Source organism: Streptomyces jeddahensis (assembly GCF_001642995.1).
GTDB classification, from domain to species: Bacteria; Actinomycetota; Actinomycetes; order Streptomycetales; family Streptomycetaceae; genus Streptomyces; species Streptomyces jeddahensis.
Genome location: NZ_LOHS01000067.1, coordinates 17,067 through 35,863 on the forward strand (window position 1 = coordinate 17,067; position 18,797 = coordinate 35,863).

The 18,797-nt window shown below is 70.0% G+C and carries 15 protein-coding genes and 3 pseudogenes; 11 read left to right on the plus strand and 7 right to left on the minus strand.

Translation table 11 applies throughout. From position 1 onward, the window contains the following. Positions 1-138 precede the first annotated feature (138 nt). The gene (locus STSP_RS11465) at positions 139-1,575 is read right to left on the minus strand and encodes an NF041680 family putative transposase (RefSeq protein ID WP_067275653.1); all 1,437 of its coding nucleotides are present in this window, start codon (positions 1,573-1,575) and stop codon (positions 139-141) included. Positions 1,576-1,789: 214 nt separating this feature from the next. Continuing rightward, positions 1,790-2,704 (minus strand): hypothetical protein, encoded by a 915-nt coding sequence (locus STSP_RS11470; protein ID WP_232789599.1) that lies wholly within the window; start codon positions 2,702-2,704, stop codon positions 1,790-1,792. A 747-nt stretch (positions 2,705-3,451) separates the two neighbouring features. Here STSP_RS11470 and STSP_RS40955 point away from each other — a divergent pair. The 11 genes and pseudogenes from STSP_RS40955 to STSP_RS11525 form a co-directional block, all read left to right on the plus strand. Continuing rightward, positions 3,452-3,590: pseudogene (locus tag STSP_RS40955) on the plus strand (IS1380 family transposase); the annotation flags it as partial. Positions 3,591-4,050: 460 nt separating this feature from the next. Next, positions 4,051-5,352, plus strand: coding sequence for an extracellular solute-binding protein (locus STSP_RS11480; protein ID WP_067275657.1), 1,302 nt, complete (start codon positions 4,051-4,053; stop codon positions 5,350-5,352). Between the two features lie 7 nt (positions 5,353-5,359). Further along, complete coding sequence (locus STSP_RS11485) at positions 5,360-6,280, plus strand: carbohydrate ABC transporter permease (RefSeq protein ID WP_067275660.1); 921 nt, start codon at positions 5,360-5,362, stop codon at positions 6,278-6,280. Continuing rightward, positions 6,277-7,158 (plus strand): carbohydrate ABC transporter permease, encoded by an 882-nt coding sequence (locus STSP_RS11490; RefSeq protein WP_067275663.1) that lies wholly within the window; start codon positions 6,277-6,279, stop codon positions 7,156-7,158. The genes STSP_RS11485 and STSP_RS11490 overlap by 4 nt, the downstream gene beginning before the upstream one ends. Then, on the plus strand, positions 7,155-8,522 hold the full coding sequence (locus STSP_RS11495; protein WP_067275664.1) for a carboxylesterase family protein: 1,368 nt from the start codon (positions 7,155-7,157) through the stop codon (positions 8,520-8,522). The genes STSP_RS11490 and STSP_RS11495 overlap by 4 nt, the downstream gene beginning before the upstream one ends. An 8-nt stretch (positions 8,523-8,530) precedes the next feature. Continuing rightward, the gene (locus STSP_RS11500; RefSeq protein WP_198547318.1) at positions 8,531-9,661 is read left to right on the plus strand and encodes an ROK family transcriptional regulator; all 1,131 of its coding nucleotides are present in this window, start codon (positions 8,531-8,533) and stop codon (positions 9,659-9,661) included. Positions 9,662-9,719: 58 nt separating this feature from the next. Further along, positions 9,720-11,246, plus strand: coding sequence for a GMC oxidoreductase (locus STSP_RS11505; RefSeq protein ID WP_067275667.1), 1,527 nt, complete (start codon positions 9,720-9,722; stop codon positions 11,244-11,246). Positions 11,247-11,261: 15 nt separating this feature from the next. Further along, a complete protein-coding gene (locus STSP_RS11510; RefSeq protein ID WP_067275668.1) occupies positions 11,262-11,870 on the plus strand; it encodes a nucleoside deaminase in 609 nt (202 codons plus the stop codon). A gap of 14 nt (positions 11,871-11,884) precedes the next feature. After that, entirely contained in the window at positions 11,885-12,862 is a 978-nt protein-coding gene (locus tag STSP_RS11515; protein ID WP_067275726.1) for a sugar phosphate isomerase/epimerase family protein, read from the plus strand. A 207-nt stretch (positions 12,863-13,069) separates the two neighbouring features. Beyond that, a complete protein-coding gene (locus tag STSP_RS11520) occupies positions 13,070-14,161 on the plus strand; it encodes a Gfo/Idh/MocA family protein (protein ID WP_232789602.1) in 1,092 nt (363 codons plus the stop codon). After that, positions 14,158-14,856: a sugar phosphate isomerase/epimerase family protein gene (locus STSP_RS11525; RefSeq protein ID WP_232789600.1), complete on the plus strand. Its 699-nt coding sequence runs from the start codon at positions 14,158-14,160 to the stop codon at positions 14,854-14,856. The genes STSP_RS11520 and STSP_RS11525 overlap by 4 nt, the downstream gene beginning before the upstream one ends. 706 nt (positions 14,857-15,562) lie before the next feature. On the opposite strand, the pseudogene STSP_RS39115 reads toward STSP_RS11525, so the two are convergent. From STSP_RS39115 to STSP_RS11545, 5 genes and pseudogenes are all read right to left on the minus strand, one after another. Beyond that, a pseudogene (locus STSP_RS39115) lies at positions 15,563-15,964 on the minus strand (dioxygenase family protein); the annotation flags it as partial. A gap of 79 nt (positions 15,965-16,043) precedes the next feature. Then, positions 16,044-16,292 (minus strand): annotated as a pseudogene (locus STSP_RS41155) (dioxygenase family protein); the annotation flags it as partial. A 298-nt stretch (positions 16,293-16,590) separates the two neighbouring features. Continuing rightward, the gene (locus STSP_RS11535) at positions 16,591-17,253 is read right to left on the minus strand and encodes an NAD(P)-dependent oxidoreductase (RefSeq protein WP_067275670.1); all 663 of its coding nucleotides are present in this window, start codon (positions 17,251-17,253) and stop codon (positions 16,591-16,593) included. Positions 17,254-17,325: 72 nt separating this feature from the next. Beyond that, on the minus strand, positions 17,326-17,967 hold the full coding sequence (locus STSP_RS11540) for an FMN-dependent NADH-azoreductase (protein WP_067275672.1): 642 nt from the start codon (positions 17,965-17,967) through the stop codon (positions 17,326-17,328). A gap of 56 nt (positions 17,968-18,023) precedes the next feature. Next, entirely contained in the window at positions 18,024-18,737 is a 714-nt protein-coding gene (locus STSP_RS11545; protein WP_067275675.1) for a DsbA family oxidoreductase, read from the minus strand. Between the last annotated feature and the right edge of the window lie 60 nt (positions 18,738-18,797).

Consider the following 18,797-nt stretch of genomic DNA (forward strand, 5'->3'; position numbering starts at 1 on the left):
TGCGCCCCACCGCCGGTGTCCCGAAACCCTCGTCGAGGGGGAAGAACCGGGATTGAGAGCAATGCGACCTGCCCATTCATGCCGCGCAGCAACTCTCAACACGTAGTCAGAGGTTAAAACTCAAGCTGAGCTTGATCTTTATCCGCGCTGCTGTTTCAGGCGGACGTGTTCGGTGAGGGTTTCGATTCGTTTCACGGTCTTCCCGGGCTCGTGTCGTGGGGCTGGCCTGCGGTTCTTCGAGCCGGGTGGGCGTCCGGGCCCAGGCCGGGAGGGTTTGGGCACGTCGGTGGGACGGGCGGTCTTCACGCGGAGGTGTCGGAACCCCCTGCGGACCCGCGCGGGGGTGAGTCGACAGGGCTCGGCAGGCCGTTCCCAGGGGCGACGGAGGTCCTCGGCGAGTGGACGGGCGAGGCGGAGTTGGGTGTGGGCGGCAATGATCAGCCACGTCCACAGGCAGGCAGTCTGCGGGTCGCGGACCTTGGGGACGGTCCAGCCCAGGGTCTGTTTGAACAGCCGGAAGGTGTGTTCAAGATCGAATCGGCGGAGGAACGCCTGCCAGCGCAGGTCGACGTCCGCGCTGGTCATCCCGGTGCGCGAGGACCACAGCCAGAGCGGTTTCGGGTCGCGGTCGCCGGGCAGGTGGTCAACCTTCAGCCGGATCAACGTGCCGTGGATCAGGGGGAGTTCGCCGCAGTGGTCGAGCCAGGGGGCCTGTAGACGAGGGTGCATCCGGTCCCAGGCAAGGGCTTCGGCCGTGCCGTACCGGGTGGTGTCGCAGGTCGTGGCGGCGTCGGGGGTGTGCCAGGAGTCCGGCTTGGAGAAGGTGAGGAGGCCGCCGTGCTTGCGGGGCTGGCCGCCACGCGGGGTGGAGCGGCGCGGGCCGGCATCCCGGAGCATGACGCGGTCCGAGCGGAGCCGGCCGACGAGTTCGACGGGCAGGTCGGCCAGGACGTAGGCGAGGCGGGTGACGTCGTAGCCGGTGTCCATCACGACAAGGATGTCCGCGTCGCCGGGCCGCCACTGCCCGGCGCGCACGAGCTGGGCGACTACCTCGCGCAGCTGGGTGGCGGTCACCGCAGTGGCGTCGTCGGCCGGCCCCAGCCGGATCGCGTCCAGCACGGCCGTCCAGGACGTGCGCCCCGTCTTCAGCGCGGCGACGAAGGAGTAGGGCCAGCCGGGGATGAACTGATCCGCGCTGCGGCCCCGCCCATAAACGTGGCAGAACAGCAACTCCGGGCTGGTGGGCGCGTCGGGACGCAGCCAGTTGCTCACATCCACGGCGAGCACGATCCTCCCGTCGGCGGCACGCGGCAGCGGCGTGGAGGCAAGCAGCCGACGCAGGCGGCGCGGCTCCAGCCAGCCGTGATTGACCGCGTCGTACATCGCCCCGCGCCGGTGCTCGGCTGTGAGCGTCAACTCGACCAGCGACGTCACCGGGCCGTCCGAGCACAGCACCGCGTCGGTGAGCTCGAAGAGCGCATCCGCCCGGGTATAGAGGCAGTCGTAGAACTGGACACGAAAGTGGGACAGGATGCCCAGCGCCGCGTCAGCGGACAGTTCAGGGGCGAGACTCATCACCAGCGGCCGTTCTTTCACGCGACGTTGCTCGACACCTCGAAGCGTGAAGAACGGCCGTCCTGCTGTCTCAGGAACGAACCAAGATCAGCGGGTCAGGTGAACGGCCGAGGATAAGCATCAAGCTAAGCGGGCCTCGCGAAAGCCGCGAGCCCGGCGCGATGCCGGACCCGCGGAGGGGTCATGCCAGGATCAGGCCAGGGTCATGCGGGGGTCACGCCTTGTCGAGGGTGACCTGGGTGGTCTGCTGCCCGGTGTTCACGGTTACCGGGTAGTCGCGGTCGTCCGCCTTGGCCGCGCCCCGCAGGGTGGCGGCGCCGGGGCGGAAAGCGGTGCCGGGCTCGATGCTGGCGAAGGAGACCGTCCACGGGACCGGCGCGCCGGGCGTGCAGGCGACAGTCGTCTCGTAGTAGCCGACCGCCGTCGCGTTCTTCTGCACCTGGTCGACGTTGCCGCTGACGGCGACCTGCGCCGGCTTGTTGCAGGTCACCGAGCCGCCGACGGTGATCTGGCCAGTGTGCGAGTCGACCTTGCCCGCGGAGTCGAGGGTCATGCCCAGGGTGAGCTCGGCGGGCGGCTCGGGCATCTGGGCGTGGAGTTCACCGCGCGCGGCCACGGTGGCCCCGTTGCAGTACTGCTCGAAGGTGGCGTCGATCTCGCGTACATAGCCGTACGGTCCGAAGGCGATATGCGAGACGGTGAAGGAACCGGTGCTGGTGTTGCACCAACGCGCATCCTCGCCGAACGCCAGCTCCGGGTCCTGCGGCTGGGCGTAGGGCCAGCGCAGGGCCCCGGTGTAGGTGGTGCCCTCGGTGAGCCTCTGGCCGTCGGGGGCGGCCAGGTTGAGCGTCCAGCGCTTGCCCTCGTTCGTCACCACGGAGGTGAACACGGAGTTCCCGTCGGTGGAGCCCTGGACGTCGAACTGCTGGACTGCCCCGGCCGTGTACGTGGCGGACTGGCCGTCAGTGGCGTATTCGCCCGGGTCGCCGCTGAAGCTGAGCGTTCCCGTCGCCGCCTCGTGAGCCTGTGCCGTGCCCGTCAGCGGGGCCGCCGCCACCGCGAGCCCCAGTGCCGCCGTTATAACGGCCGCGATACGGGCCGGAGGCCCCAGCACGCTGCGTATCTTCAAGTTTCTCCTCCAAGGAGTGACTCGTCCGGTCCGGGTGGACCGGGCGTGGTCGCATAGCTCGTGCGCATATGTCACTGAATGTCAGGTGCAAGTCGCTCTGCACCTGAAGGGGGGTGGCCGTGATCTCTTCAGCGACGCACAGGAAGCTAACAGGAGCCACTGACAACCCAGACCCGGCCCCGCCGTGCGACCTACGCCTCACGCCTCACCGGCGCCGCCCCCGGCAGATGGGTTACCAGCAGGACGACCCCGGTGGAATATTCAAGTCGCGTGGGGCCACTTGGGTCCGAAGACCGGCGGCCTTGACGCGCTCGTTGAGCCTCGCCGGCGTGCCCAAACCCTCCCGGCCCGGGCCCGGACGCCCACCCGGCTCGAAAAACCGCAGACCGGCCCCACGACACGAACCCGGAAAGACCGTGAAACGAGCCGAATCCCTCACCGAACACATCCGCTTGAAACAGCAGCGAGGTTAAACATCAAGCTTAGTGGCTGTTGTCTTTCCGGGCTTGAGGGCTGCGGAACCGGCACGTGGGTGTCGTATGGGACACCCACGAGGCCCGTAGCGTCCAGGACGCGCTCAGTCGCGCGCTGCGCCACATAAGAGACGGTTTCGTCCTGGTGGACGACGACTGGCGCATCACCTTCGCCAACCTGGAGGCCGAACGCACACGCGGCAGCGCAGACGAGGCGCTGTCCGGACGTGTGCTATGGACGACCATGCGCTACGTCGGCGCCGCCCAACGGTTCCGCAAGACCGATCTTGACCGGGCCATATCCCACGCTCTGGCTCCGTGGCGCAAACCGCGGGCCGTCCACGGTCCCGGCAAAGCCCTCCTGGACGTCGCCCTGGCGGTCGCGCTGGGCGGGGGACTGCCTCGCGGACGTCGTTCGAATCCTGCCGGGGGCACAACGCTTTACCGCCCTGACTTGGGGTTCCTCCCCAGCGGGGCTCTGTTCGGCCTCGGACTCCTCGTCCGGGGCCGTTTTGGTGAGCAGACGTCGCATGCCGCGGGTCGGGCGGGGTACCGCAACCCGACCAGACAGGGCAGCCTGCCGACAAGTGCAGGGCTGTGACCAGCACGGGTGAGGCTTTCGGTACTCAACCGGCCCCCGGACCGGGACAGATGCGCTTGGCCACGCGGAGCCCGGATGCGGCACAGAGGGATTTTGCTACAAGTTCCGAAATTTCACGGTGACGGATCGGCGATGCCACCGCAACCCGTCACCCCTACGGTCACTGCAACGCCGTAAAGGCACCATCACGCCGATCACGTCCCCTCGGACCGAAATCGCTACTTTCCCCGAAATCCCCACTGTGCTCAGCGCCCATGAGACAGGAGCCCAGCGTGTCCCACCCCTCCAGACGCGGTGTCCTACGGCTGACCGCCGGCACAGCTCTCCTCGGCAGCTTCGCCCTGGCAGGCTGCGGTCGCGGCAGTGACAACGCTGCGACCGCCGCCACCGCCAAGCCCGTCGACGACTCCCCGGCCAAGGGAACCGTCAACGTCTGGGCCGCCCAGGGCGATGCCAACGTGCTCGACAGGGTCATCAAGCCCTTCAAGGCCGCGAACCCCAAGCTCACGGTGAAGTTCACGCTGATCCCGAACGCCGAGTACTACACCAAGCTCCAGTCGGCGATCGCGGCGGGCAAGGGGCCCGATGTCGCCCAGTTCTTCCCCGAGTCGCAGGCGCAGTTCCTCGATCCGTCCATCTTGCGGCCCGTCCCGGACGGTCTCGTCGACCCGTCCGCCTTCTTCACGAGTCTGTGGGACGCCGGTGTGGTGAAGAACGTCACCTACACGGTGCCCTGGTACGCCTACACGTATGCGCTCGTCTACCGCTCCGACCTCGCCAAGAAGGCGGGTGTCAAGGCGCCGACGACATGGGACGAAATGGTGCCGTTCTTCAAGGCGCTGCAGCGCGCCGGCGCCGGGCACGGGCTCGGGGCGGACATCGGCTGGGACATCTTCAACGGCCAGGACGTCGCGATGTACGCCTGGCAGGCGGGCGGCTCGCTGCTCTCGTCCGGCGGCAAGTGGACGCTCGACACGCCGACAATGGTCGACGCGATCAAGTACAACGCGTCGTTCTTCACCTCGGGTATCGCCGACACCAGCGGGCCCACGTTCCTCGACGCGCAGCCGTACTTCGTGTCGGGCAAGACTGCCTGCATGATCACGGGCCCGTGGGTCATCGGCCAGCTCGACGCGGTCGCGAAGAAGAACGGCTGGACGGCGTCCCACGTCGCCACCGCACCCCTGCCGGCCGGATCGTCGGGCAGCGTCTCCTTCTCCGCCGGGGGCAGCTGGGGCGTGCTCGCCGACAGCGGCAACGCGGACGCGGCCTGGAAGCTCATCCGGTACATATCCAAGCCGAGCACCCAGGTCGCGCAGTACAAGGCGTACAGCTCGCTGCCGGCCGTCGCCTCCGCCTGGGCCAACCCGGCCATCGCGGGCCAGCCGCTGCTGGACGCCTTCCTCACGCAGCTGAAGAACACCCGGGCGTTCCCGCAGGTGAGCACCTGGCAGCAGGTCGCCACCCGGCTGGGCAAGGAGATGGAAGCCGTGGCCAAGGGCAAGGGGACCGCCGCGAAGGCCGCCGCGAACGTCCAGGCGTACGCCGAGAGTCTCGGCACGGGCAAGGGGTGATCCCCGGATGACCGCCACCATCGGGCCGACGACACCGCGCGGTGCGCGTCGGCCCCGGGGCGCCCGGCGAACGGCTGTCGCCTGGCTGTTCCTCGCACCGTTCGCCCTGGTGTTCCTGCTCTACACGGCGATACCCACCGTCGCCGCGCTCGGGTTCAGCCTCACCGATCTGCGCGGCACGGACCTGCGGCATCCGCTCGCCGTCAACTTCACCGGAATCCACAACTATCTCCGGCTGCTGGAGGACCCGAGCTTCCTGCGGGACATCCTCAACACCGTCCTGTTCGTGGCCGTCGGTGTGCCGTTGACGATGGGGTTCGGATTCGCGCTCGCCCTTGCGCTCAACTCCGGCATCCGGCGGCTGCGCGGCACCTTCCGCACCGTCTTCTTCGCACCGGTCGTCACGAACGTCGTGGCCGTCGCCATGATCTGGCAGTACGCCTTCAACGCGGGCGGCACCGTCAACAAGGTGCTCGGTGCCATCGGTTTCGCCGGGCCGAACTGGCTGGACGACACGCACCTGGCCATGCCCGTGGTCATCGCCCTCGGTGTCTGGCGCAACTTCGGCATCGCGATGGTGCTGTTCCTCGCCGGTCTGCAGGCGGTGCCGCAGGACGTGTACGAGGCCGCCTCCCTCGACGGGGCTGGCCGGTGGCGGCAGCTCAGGCACATCACCCTGCCGTTGCTGATGCCGACCACGCTGATGGTGTCGGTGCTGCTGACCGTCTTCTACCTCCAGGTGTTCGACGAGCCGTATCTGCTCACCAACGGCGGCCCGCTGGGTTCCACCGAGTCGGTGGCGCTGTACACCTACCACCAGTTCGGCGCCGGCGAGTTCGGCATGTCCTCCGCGGCGTCCTTCGTGACGCTCCTGCTCGTGACGTTGGTGAGCATCGTCCAGTTCCGAATGCTGAGGCCTCGCGCATGACCACCATCGCCGCACCGCGGAATGCCGAGATGACAGGCGAACGGACGCAACGGCGCCGCCGGTCCGTCGCCCGTCCCCTGCTGTACGGCGCGCTCGTGCTGTGCGCGCTGCTCACGATGCTGCCGTTCGTCTGGGTGACCAGCGGGTCGCTGCGCAGCCTCGACGAGATTCGCTCCGACCCCGGCGCCTGGCTTCCGCAGCACGTCACCCTCGACAACTTCCTACGACTGTTCCAGACCGAGGGCTTCGGCCGGTTCCTGGTCAACAGCATCGTGGTCGCGGTCATCGTCGTCGCCGGCAACATCGTGGCGGCGTCCGCTGCGGGTTACGCGCTCGCCAAGCTGGACTTCGCGGCCAAGCGGATCGCGTTCGGCGCGGTCATGGCGGCGATGATGGTGCCGTTCACCACGGTGTTCGTCACCCAGTTCGTGATCACCGTCGACCTGGGCCTGGCCGACACCCTCACCGGTATCGCCCTGCCCGGTGCGGCGCTGCCGCTGTCCGTGTTCATCATGCGGCAGTACGCCCTGTCGGTCCCCGACGAACTGCTGGAAGCGGCCCGGATCGACGGGGCGGGCGAGTTCCGGATCTTCTTCCGGATCTTCCTGCCGCTGGCAGGCCCCGCCGTCGCGACGATCACGATCATGTCGTTTCTCTACTCGTGGAACAACTTCATCTGGCCGCTCATCGTCGCCCAGAGCACCTCCAGCTACACGTTGCCGGTGGGCCTCGCCGCCACCAGCCAGGCCGCCGCGCACGTCACCGACTACGGCCTGATGCTCGCCGGCGCGATCGTCGTGATGCTGCCGGTCCTCGTCCTCTTCCTGTTCCTGCAGCGCTACTTCGTGCAGGGCATCTCCGGAACGGGAATGCGGTGACCGCGGTGGACGTGGTGGACGTGGTGGAGGCTCCCGCGGGTACGGTCGTCGGCCGCCGCACCGGCCGGGTACGGCGTTTCCTCGGCATCCCGTTCGCCGAAGCACCCATCGGTGCGCGGCGGTTCGCGGCGCCGGTGCCACGCGGCCGGTTCAGGCAGCCGTTCGACGCGTCCCGGCACGGTGCCACCTCGCAGCGCGTGCCGCTGTTCGCCACGACCACCATTCCGGAGCCGTCGGTGCCGGGCGACGACGTACTGAACCTGAGTGTGGTTGCCCCCGCGAACGGTGTGTCATGCCCGGTGCTGGTGTGGATCCACGGCGGCGGCTTCCTCGCGGGCAGCCCGGCCAGTCCGTGGTACGACGGCCGCGCCTTCGCCCGCGACTCGATCGTCACTGTGACGCCCGGCTACCGGCTTGGCGTCGACGGGTTCGCCCCGCTGGACGGCGTACCCCCGAACCTCGGGCTGCGCGACCTGCTGCTCGCGCTCGACTGGGTGCGGGAGAACATCGCGGCCTTCGGCGGTGATCCGGGCCGGGTCACCGTCGCCGGCCAGTCGGCGGGAGGCGGGGCGGTGCTCGCGCTGCTCTCCTCGCCCCTCGGCAAGGGGCGCTTCCACCGAGCGGTCAGTGTGTCCGGCGGTTTCTTCGAGGTGGGCGCGGACGCCGCGCGTTCCTTCGCCGGGCGGCTCGGTGACCGGCTCGGCGTGCCGCCGACGCGCGACGGCTTCGGCGCCCTCACGGTGGAAAGCGTTCAGCAGGGCGTCCGTCTGCTGCGGAGCGAACGTGGCGGCGACGGCCCGCTCGTGCTCGGTCCGGTCGTCGGCGACGACGTCCTTGCGGTGCCCGTCGCCGAGGGACTGGCCGTGCACGGGCACGGCGTACCGCTGCTGCTCGGCGCGACGGGCGACGAGTTCGACGGCGGTGCCCGGGGCATCGGCAACGCCGCCGCTCGCGCGGCGGGCACCCGTGTGACGGACACCCTGTTCCGCGCCGCCTGTCCGCGCGCGGCGGCCTCGCGTCGCGACGCCACCGCCGGTACCTGGCTGTACTCCTTCGAATGGCCCTCCCCCGTACTCGGTGGAGCCGTGCACTGCGCCGACATCCCGTTCTTCTTCGACGTACTCGACGCGCCGGGTACCGCCGAGGCCCTCGGAACGCAGCCGCCCTCGGAACTCGCCACGTCCATGCACGCCGACCTGGCCGCGTTCGTCCACGGCCGGTCGCCGGCCTGGGAGCCGGCGACCGGGAGGCTGGGCGACCCCGCTCGCGAGTACGGCAGGCCCGGGGCGACGTCGGCGGCCGACACCACAGGCGTGTTCGACCCGGTGGTGGCGGCGGGGTCCGCTACGGCGGAGGCGTGCTGATGCCCGGGATGAACCAGAGCGCCGTCCGGCGGGTCAACACCTCGGTGATCCTTCGCGCGCTGGCGGTGTCGGCCGGGGCGATGACGCTGGCCGAGCTGTCCGAGCGGGTCGGCTTGTCCCGCCGCACCATCGAACTCATCCTGGACTCACTCCTCGACGCGGGCTGGGTGAGCGAACTCGACCGGGTGCCGGTGAGCGGCTGCGCCGGGCGACCCGCTCGCCGGTACGAGCTGCGGGCCGACCACGCGCTGCTGGCGGCTGTGCGCATCACCACCCAGGACGTGTCCGCGCTCGTCGCCGACGTGCGCGGCCGCATCGTCGGCCGGGCGCACCGGCCGCTGCGCGCCTACCAGGATCCGCAGGTCACGCTCGACGACGCGGCGGCGCTCGTGCTGGAGGCGCTCGACGACGCGGGCGGGTCGGCCGACCGGCTGCGGGCCGGCGCGATCGCGAGCGGTGGCGCGATCGACGACGACGGCGTCGTACGACGTCTGGTGCACACCACGCGATGGGAAGGCGTGCATCTGCCCAAGGAACTCGGGCGGCGCGTCGGCGTGCCGTGGTTCGCGGACAACGACACCAATCTCGGCGCGCTCGCCGAGCGTTGGCGGGGTGCGGCCGGTGACCACGACAACGTCGTATGGGCGATGCTCGGGAACCGGACCGGTCTCGGCATCCTCATACGCGGGGATGTGCACCGTGGTTTCGAAGGCGCCGCGGGCGAGATCGCCGAGGCGGTGTCGCTGCCAGCCGGCTCGGTCGAGGACCGTCCCGTGGCGTGGCTGACCTCACCGGATCCGGTCCGGCGGCGTGTCGCGCTCGGCCGCTTCGCCGCGGCTCGGGCCGGCGATACGGCGGCGCTCGCGGAGGTCGACGAGTTCGTGGAGAACATCGCATCGATCCTCACCACCCTGTCGTGGACGGTCGCGCCGTCGCTCATCGTGCTCGGCGGCGGGCTGGAGGACGCGGCCGATGTACTGCTGCCCCGGGTGCGTGAGGCGATGCTCGGCGCCCGCGCCCCCGCCGTCGAACTGCGCGCCACCGTACTGGGCTCCGACGGCCCGCTCATCGGCGCCGTCAAGTTCGTGCTCGACCACATGGACACCGAGTTGTTCGGCCCGCCCGTCCCGTGCGCGTGATCGCGCATCCCCCCGCAATCTCCCCTCACACCACGTTTCACAGGACAGGAGCCCGACCATGACCGGCACCAGCAGGACCGGCGTTCTCATCGTGGGCAGCGGCATCATGGGATCCGTCGTGTCCCGGCTGCTGCGGGACACCGATCCGACGCTGGACATCACCATGGTCGACGGCGGCCAGCCGATCGGATCGGCCCCCGGCCTGCACCTGCACGACCTCGACGACCCGGCCCTGTGGTCGCGCTACAACGAACGGGTCGCCACCGGCATCCAGGGCCTGTACACGGGCGCCGAAGTGGTGCGCGACGTCGCGGACAGCATCACCGGCCTGGCACCCGGCATGTTCCACGCGCTCGCCTTCGGCGAGGACGCCGAGGCGATGCCGGCTGCCGCGCTCGCGTGGAACGCGGGCGGCATGGGAGTGCACTGGACCGCCGCGACCCCCTGGCCCGCCGGGGACGAGGTGTTCGACTTCGGCGACCCGGGCCACTGGGCGACGGATCTGGACACCGCGCGCCGCCTGCTCGCGGTCACGCCCGCCGCCATCGGCCCAACCCCGGTCGGGCAGCGGGTACTTGACGTGCTGCGCCGACGCTACGACGGCGTCGGACCGGACGACCGGCGGTGCCAACCGATGCCGATGGCGGTCACCGCGACACCGGCGGGACCCATGCCACGCACGGCTCCGGGCACGGTCTTCCCCGCGATCGCGACGGGCGGGGACCCGGCCTTCACACTCCTGACCGGCACCCTCGCCACGGCCCTCGTCACCGAGGGCGGCCGGGTCGCCGGCGCTCGGCTGCGTCGCGTGGCCGACGGCGCCGAGTGCGAACTCCTCGCGGACACCGTGGTGGTGTGCGCCGACGCCCTGCGCACCCCGCAACTGCTGTTCGCCTCCGGCATACGGCCCGCGGCACTGGGGCGTCACCTCAACGAGCACGCGTTCATCAGCGCCCGGGTGCTGCTCGACCTCGACCGGTTCGGCATCGGCCTCGACGCCCTGCCCCTGCCGCGCCCCGGCGAGTTCGCCACGGACTCGCTCTGGCTGCCGCAGAACGGAGCGGCGCAGCCGTTCCACGGCCAGATCATGAACCGCACGTACGTGGACGAGGCCGGCCGCCCCCTGGCGCACTCGGTGGGCCTGTCGCTGTACGCCCCCCTCGAGTCCCGCCCCGAGAACCGGCTCGTCTTCTCGGAGTCGGACACCGACCTCGCCGGGATGCCACGGTTCACCGTCGAGTTCGGCTACTCCGACGCCGACCGCGAGCTGATCAGCCGGGCACTGGACCAAGTCCGATCGCTCGCCGAGGAGTTCGGCACGTTCGATCCCGCGACCGAACTAGCCCTGCTCCCGCCCGGCTCGTCACTGCACCAGACCGGCACCGTCCGCGCAGGCAGCGCCGACGACGGCACCAGCGTGTGCGACCCCGACGGCCGGGTGTGGGGCTTCGACAACCTGTATCTCGCCGGCAACGGCGTGATACCCACCGCGATGGCCGCCAACGTCACGCTGGCCGGCGCGGTGACCGCCGTACGGGCCGCTCGCGCCGTCGCCGAACGCAGCACCGCGTCCGCCGCCCACTGAGAGGGATCTGGAACCATGATCGACATCCAGAAGGAATACCGCGTGGCACTACCCGCGTGGATCGACGACGAACTCGCCGACGTGCCGGCCGTCATCCCCGACCGCGAGGGCCGGATGCGCCTCGTGCACCGCCTCGCCGACCGCAACTGGCGTGAGGGCAACGGCGGTCCGTTCGCGGCACTCGTCGCCGAGCAGGACACCGGCCGGATCATCTCGGTCGGCGTGAACGTCGTCCTCGCCTCCGGTGTCTCCAGCGCGCACGCCGAGGTCGTCGCGCTGGGCCTCGCCCAGACGGCGACCGGCGGCTGGGACCTCGGCGGCGAGGGCGTGCCGGCGCACGAGCTGGTCGTCAACTGGCGTCCCTGCGTGCAGTGTTACGGCGCGACGATGTGGTCCGGGGTGCGTGGTCTCGTGGTAGCGGGTGAGGGGCCGGACCTGGAGGAGATCACGACCTTCGACGAGGGCCCGCTCGGCGCGGACTGGGCCGAGCAGTTCGAGGCACGCGGCATCAAGGTCGTACGGGATGTGCTGCGGGACGAGGCGCTCGCCGTGTTCCGCGGCTACCGGGACGCCGTCGACGCCGAAGGCGTCACCGTCTACAACGCCCGCGGAGGCGCCGCATGACACCGCTGGATCCGCTGACACCGCGTTTCGCGACCGACGTCATCACCTTCTACCACCCGGACTTCTGGGGGCTGGACTCCGCCGACGCCCTGCGCGACTGGGCCCGCGACCATCCCCGGCCCTTCTGGGAACGAGTGATGGACGCTCTGGCGGAGGCCGGCGTCACCGGCCTGGAGCTGACCTTCGCACCCGGCGACATCGACTCGGCTCTGCGGGCCTTCGGCAGCGCGGCCTTCTTCCGCCGCGAGCTGGCGGCCCGCGGCCTGTCCGTGGTGAGCGCGTTCGTCGCCGGCAGCGACGCCCCCGACTGGCGGCAGGGCGGCAACCTGCCCGCGATCGTCGCCGACGCCGAGCGACGCGCCGCCTTCCTCGCCGAGGCGGGGGCGGAACTGCTTGTCGCCGGACTGCCGATGCGGGCGACGTTCGGGACGCGTCCGCCCTTCTTCGTGGATGCCGCGTACATGACCCGGATGGCCGACATCGCTCACGTGGTCGGCGAGGCCGTCTCCCGGTACGGCGTGAAGCTCGCCTTCCACACGGAGTCCAACAGCACCCTCTGGTACGAGAGGGACATCGACCTGTTCATGGCTCTGACCGATCCGCGCTACGTGTGGCTGTGCCCCGACTCCTGCCACATCGCGCTCGGCGGAGGCGACCCCGTCGCCGTCGCGCGCCGTCACTCCCAGCGCATCGCGCTCGCGCACTGGAAAGACGCCGTCAAGCCGATCGACGTCGAACTCACCATCGACGACACGGTCTTCGCCCAGCAACAGCCCTACATGACCGAACTCGGCACCGGCATCGTGGACTGGAGGGCATGGGCCGACGCGATGTCCCGTACGCCCGGCGCCGACATCGTCCTCGTCGAGCTCGACGAGGCGGCCGATCCCGTTGCCGCTCTGCGGGCGGGAAGGGCCGTTGTGGAAGCGGCCCGGGCGCGGCCGACGGTCGGCGATCACGCCGCGCACATCGAAAGGCAGGGCCAGGCATGACCGCTCCCGCTGGGCACTCCCCGCACGCGCCCTTCACCGACGGCACCCCCGCCCGGTCCGCACCCGCACCCGCACCTGTGACGGCGATCGCGGCCGGCCGGGCGCGGCGCACCTCGCGCCTGCGGGTCGCCGTCCTCGGCGCGGGCATGATCGGCGACGTCCCATCTGCGCAGCGCACGCGCGAGCGGGGCCGAGGTCGTCGGCGTCCTGTCCTCCACGGCCGAGCGCAGCCTCGCGGCGGCCGAACGCTGGCAGGTCGATGTCGGCTACCCGGACCTCGATGCCGTCCTGAGCGACGACACGATCGACGTCGTCCACGTCTGCACCCCCAACCACCTGCACGTCGGTCAGGCGGTCGCCGCCCTGCGGGCCGGCAAGCACGTCGTGTGCGAGAAACCCCTCGCGACGACCGCGGCCGATGCCCAACTCCTCGTGGATGCGGCCGAGTCGGCGGGCCGGATCGTCACCGTGCCGTTCGTCTACCGCTACCACCCCATGGTCCGCGAGTTGCGGGCCCGTATCGCGGCGGGCGGATTCGGCGCCTGGCACCTCCTGCACGGGTCATACCTCCAGGACTGGCTGCTGTCCCCCGAGAGCACCAGCTGGCGGGTGGATCCGGCGGCCGGCGGCGCCTCGCGGGCGTTCGCCGACATCGGGTCGCACTGGTTCGACCTGGTCGAATGGGTGGCCGGGGTCCGGGTCGCCGAACTGCTCGCCGAGACGACCACGACGGTGGCCGACCGGCCCCGCGTGGGTGGCCCGACGTACGGCAACGGGGCCCCCTCCGACGCGGCCCGCGTCACGGTCACGACGGAGGACGCCCTCGCGGTCGTCGGCCGTACGACCGAAGGGGTATTGGTGTCGGTGACGGTCTCCCAGGTGTCGGCGGGCCGGAAGAACCGGCTGTGGTTCGAGCTCGACGGGGCACACGCCAGTGCCGTCTTCGACCAGGAGCTGCCCGAGTCCCTGTGGCTGGGCCGTCCGGACCGGACTGAGACGCTGGTGCGCGACCCGTCCGTCAACTCGCCCGAAGCCGCCCGCCTCTCGGTCGTACCGGCGGGGCACCCGCAGGGTTACCCGGAGCGTTTCGAGAACTTCGTCAAGGACACCTACGCGGCCGTCCGCGGCAACCACCCCGAGGGCCTGCCGACGGTAGGGGACGGGCTGCGCTCGGCCCGCCTGATCGACGCGGTCATGGCCTCGGCGGCACAACGCGCATGGACACCCGTCGACGATGCGTCACCCACCGACGAACCGACAGACGACCTGACCGAAGAGCACGCAGGACACCTGCGATGAAGCTGGGATTCCTGACGGCCTGCCTGCCCGGCCTGCCCCTGGACGAGATCGCCGAATGGGCCGTGGCAGAGGGCTACCAGGCCCTTGAGGTGGCGGTGTGGCCCAGTACGGGAGGCCGCGACTTCGAGGCCTCGCACCTGCCGGTCGCCGGCTTCACGGACGCCGACGAGCAGCGCACCCGTGAACTCCTCGACCGCACCGGACTGACGATCAGCTCACTCGCGTACTACGAGAACAACCTGCACCCGGACCCGGCGACCCGCGAGTCGATCCGCACCCACCTCAAGCACGCGATCGACACGGCGGCTCGCCTCGGCGTGGACTCGGTCGGTACGTTCATCGGCCGCGACCCGCGCCTGAGCGTGCTGGGGAACCTGCGCGAGGGCGAGAAGGCGCTGCCCGAGCTGGTGGAGCACGCGGGCGAGCGTGGGGTAAAGATCGTCATCGAGAACTGTGTGATGGAGGGCTGGCATCCCGACGGATACCCCGGGAACCTCGCCTACTCGCCCGAGCTGTGGGAGTGGATGTTCGACCTGGGCTTCTACCTCAACTGGGATCCCTCGCACCTGACATGGGTCGGCATCGACCCCCTTGAGACCATCGAGCCGTACCTCGACCGGATCGTCCACACTCAGGCCAAGGATGTGGAGCTGTCCCGGCAAAGCGCAACCGCTACGGCCACTTCGGCATCGTAGACAAGAGTGGCGACCCCTGGGCGACGGGCTGGTGGCGCTACCGCGTACCCGGTCTGGGGCAGGTCGCGCCACGTCATCGACCGCTTCCACGATCTGGGCTATACCGGCACAGTCTCCGTCGAACACGAGGACCCGGTGTGGGGCGGCACCCCTGAGAAGGTCAAGCAGGGACTGAGGATCGCGCACCGCACGCTGAGCCCGCTCATCGAGCCCTGGCCTCGCGCTTTCGCGACTGCGGGTGTCCGATGCTTGATCACATAAGCGAAGAGTGCATCTGACTGGGACGATGGGACGTGTCCAGGATCCATTTCGTCGTCAGAAAAAGCTGCACTCCTCAGGTGAAGAAGAGTACCGGGCCGTACCCCCGTGTCCGGGTCGAGGGCGGCAGGGCCCTCGGCGTCGATCCCGACCATCCGCCCCGCAACCACAGCGGCAGCCCTCGCGCCGTTCGCCGACGCCGCCCTCGCCATTCCGCTCAGCGGTTACGGACCACTCTTCGTCTTCTTGGCCACCGACCGTGTCCTATGTGGTGAGGCGGACGAAGCGCTTGTAGGAAGATCAGGTCTGAGTTGAGGCGCCGCCGGGCTCCAAGGTCATGGGCGGCGCCGTCAGGCGCCGCCCGCACCGCGTTGTTCACAGACGTCGGATCAAGCGATTCCCCGGGGACACGTCAGCGGTCGGTCCGCAGGTGCGGCGGCCGCTGCGGTCACTGCTTCCAGAAGCCCTCAAGGACGTACGGGTCCTTCACCTCGTCGAAGCCGATGGGTCGGAGTACGTAGTCACAGGTCAGGGTCCGGTACGGGGCGGTCAGGCCGCGTGCCTCCCACTCGGCGGGGTCGTCGTGCAGCTCGGTCTTGTGGATCAACTCCCGCGCGATCGCACCCTCGCTGACCGTGTCGACGAGCGGATCGCCCTCGAAGTGGATCTGGTGCGTCAGCATGTGATGGTCCTCGTGGCTGACGTACGCGTGGATGTGCCGTGCGCGCGAGTTGGCTCGTCCCAGCATGTGCAGGAGGTCGTCGAGGGGGCTGCCCGGGACCGCCGCGGGCTCCACGCCCGGCACGACGGTCCGGTACTCGTAGCGGCCCTCGGCATCCGCGACGATCTTGCCCCCGCAGGTGGTACTTCGGCAGGTCGAAGTCGACGACGTCGAGGCCCTCCAAGGGGCCTGCCTGCTCGGGCGTCAGACCCGCGTACCTGCCGTCGGCGGTAGTCTGCCAGAGATCGATCACCGCGCCGGGCAGCGGCTTGCCCGAGGTCGACCGTACGACGCCGGAGACGATCAGGATCTCCCCCGGCTCGTCCGGCGCCATCGGCAGCGCGCCGGGGTTGCCGATCTCCGGTGCCCCGGGCACGTAGGCGGGCCCGGTTGCCATCCACGTGGAGGCGACGTCCTTCTCCGGGTTGGCGTAGGCCCTGCCGTAACTGACCTCCATCGTGCGAGAGGCGATGAGGTGGGTCGCCGCCAGGAGGAAGTCCCCCGACTCGACCAGCTTCGTCACGTAGGTGACGGCCTGGCCCAGTTCGTCATGCGTGATGCCGTGCCTGATCGCTATGTCCCCGAACGCCTCCTGGAGGTCGTCGAACACGACGCGCAGCCGCTTGTTGAACTCGATGTCGGTGCGGGGGTGTCAGATGTTGTCACAGTCACTCCGTTCCGGCGTCGCCGTCGACGTACGGCGCGCCAATTTCCGAAAACGGTTGCGAATGGTGGGGTGTGGATCACGGGGAGTGTCAGCCTTGTGCGTTCCAGACGAGGGGGGCCTTGCGGATCCAGGTGTCCTTCTCCAGCGTGTCGAGGAGGAAGCGGGCAAGATCGCCGCGGTTGATCCGCGCCCCCGGCTTCTCGGTGCCGGCCTCGGCGGCGCGCAGAGCGCCGCTCATCGGCTTGTCGCTGAGGGCGACGGCTCGGGCGAGGGTCCAGTCGACGTCGGAGGCGCGCAGGAGCCTGTCGACGCCGTGGTGGTCGTCGAAGCCGGCCTTGAGGTTGGAGACCTTGATCAGGGCCCTGAACACCGGGTTGATCCGGGCCCAGTCGTCTCCGGCGCCCATCGTGGAGGTCACGACGATCCGGTGGATGCCCTCTTCCTGCATCACCGTCAGGGTGTTGCGGGTGGCGTCGGTCATGAACAAGGGCGGGCTGAGGGGTTTGGCCCAGGGGTTGTCGGAGGCCCGGGAGTTGTTGAGCGCGCTGATCACCGCCTCCGTTCCGCCGGCGGCCTTGCGGATGTCGTCGATGTTCGAGGGGGTGCCCTGGATCAGTTCGACGCCGGCCGGGGCCTGGACGGAGTCGGGGTTGCGCACGAGGGCCCGGACGTGGTGGCCGCGCTCGGCGGCCTCCTTGAGGACGTGGATGCCGGTGCGGCCGGTGCCGCCGAGGATGAGCAGGTGGGACATGATGATCGATTGCCTTTCAGGACCGACCGGCCGGGCCGTCGGGCCGGCCGGTCGGGAGACGGTCGAGGCCGGTCAGGCGGCCTGGCCGCCGATGGCGGTGGCCAGGCCGCGCGCCTGGGCGTGGGCGTCGGTCAGCGACGCCTCGTGGAGGGGGAGGAGAGGGGCCAGCGTCGGCACGTGCGGAGCCATGGTCAGCTCGGGCGTGACCGTCGTCACGCTGAGGCCGAGCGTGGTCGGGTGGCCCAGGACGGTTTCCAGCACCGGCACCACGTGGTCCATGCCGTGTTTGGGGGCGCCGGGGCCGTAGCCGCCGCCGCGCGCGGAGATCAGCGCGGCCGGGCGGCCCGCGGTGGGAGGGGGCCCGTCGAAGCTCAGGGTGCGGCCGTTGACCATGATCTGGTCCAGCCATGCCTTGAACACGGACGGCATCGTGAGGTTGTACATCGGCACGGTGAACAAGTAGGCGTCGGCGCCGAGGAATTCCTCGATCAGCTCGTCCTGGATCGCCAGGGCTTTCGCCTGCTCGGGGGTGAGCTCGGCAGGGTCGGTGGTGCGGGCGGTGATGCCCGCCGCGCTGAGGTGCGGCGCGGGCGAGACGGCCAGGTCACAGTGGACGACCGCGTCCTTCCACTCGTCACGGAAGGACTGGGCGACCTGACGGGAGACGGAGGCTTCGCCGAGCGAGGACGCGTCGATGTGCAGCAGGTAGGACATGGAGAAGTCAGCCTTTCAAAATGATCAAGGGTGTGTCGGGGAGTGAACGGTGGAGGTCAGCTGTGGGCCGGTACGGCGCAGCCGTCGGGGCCGCAGACCGGAGCGTCGCCGTCGGTGGACAGGGTGAGCGGGTGGGACTCGTCCCAGGCAGTGCGCAGCACGTCGAGCAGGGCATCGCTGTCCTGCGCCCCGGGGATGCCGTACTTGCCGTCGATGACGATGAAGGGTGCACCGGTGGCACCCAGGCGCTGGGCGCGGGCGGCGTCGTCGCGGACCTGCCGCTGGTAGCGGTGCTCGGTGAGCGCCTGGCGGGTGTTCTCCCGGTCCAGAGCGATCTCCTGGCCCAGGTCGAGCAGGTCGTCCAGGCTGAACACCGGGCGGGCCTGACCGAAGTAGGCACGAAAGATCGCGTCCCAGGCTTGGCGGTTCTTGCCCTCGGCGGAGGCGTGGGCAAGGAACTCGTGCGCCAGGTCGGTATTGCCGACCAGGTTGTCCAGCACCTTGTAGGGGCTGAGCCCCTCGGCCTCAGCCAACGCCTCGATCCGGCGGGTGGACACCTCCGCCTGGGAGCCGCCTACGCCGTGCTGGCGCAGCAGCGCGTCACGGGCGCTGAACGTCTGGTCCACGGGAAACGAACTGCTCAGCGGGAACGAGTGGTGGATGACCTCCACCTCGTCGCCGTGCTCGAACTGCTCCACGGCCCGGTCCAGACGGTGGCTGCCCAGTCCGCACCAGGGGCAGGTGACCTCGGCCCAGATCTCGATCTTCATGACGCGCCTTCCATGCCTGCGCTTGATTCCTACGTTTTGTTCGTAGCGCCATGATGGGCC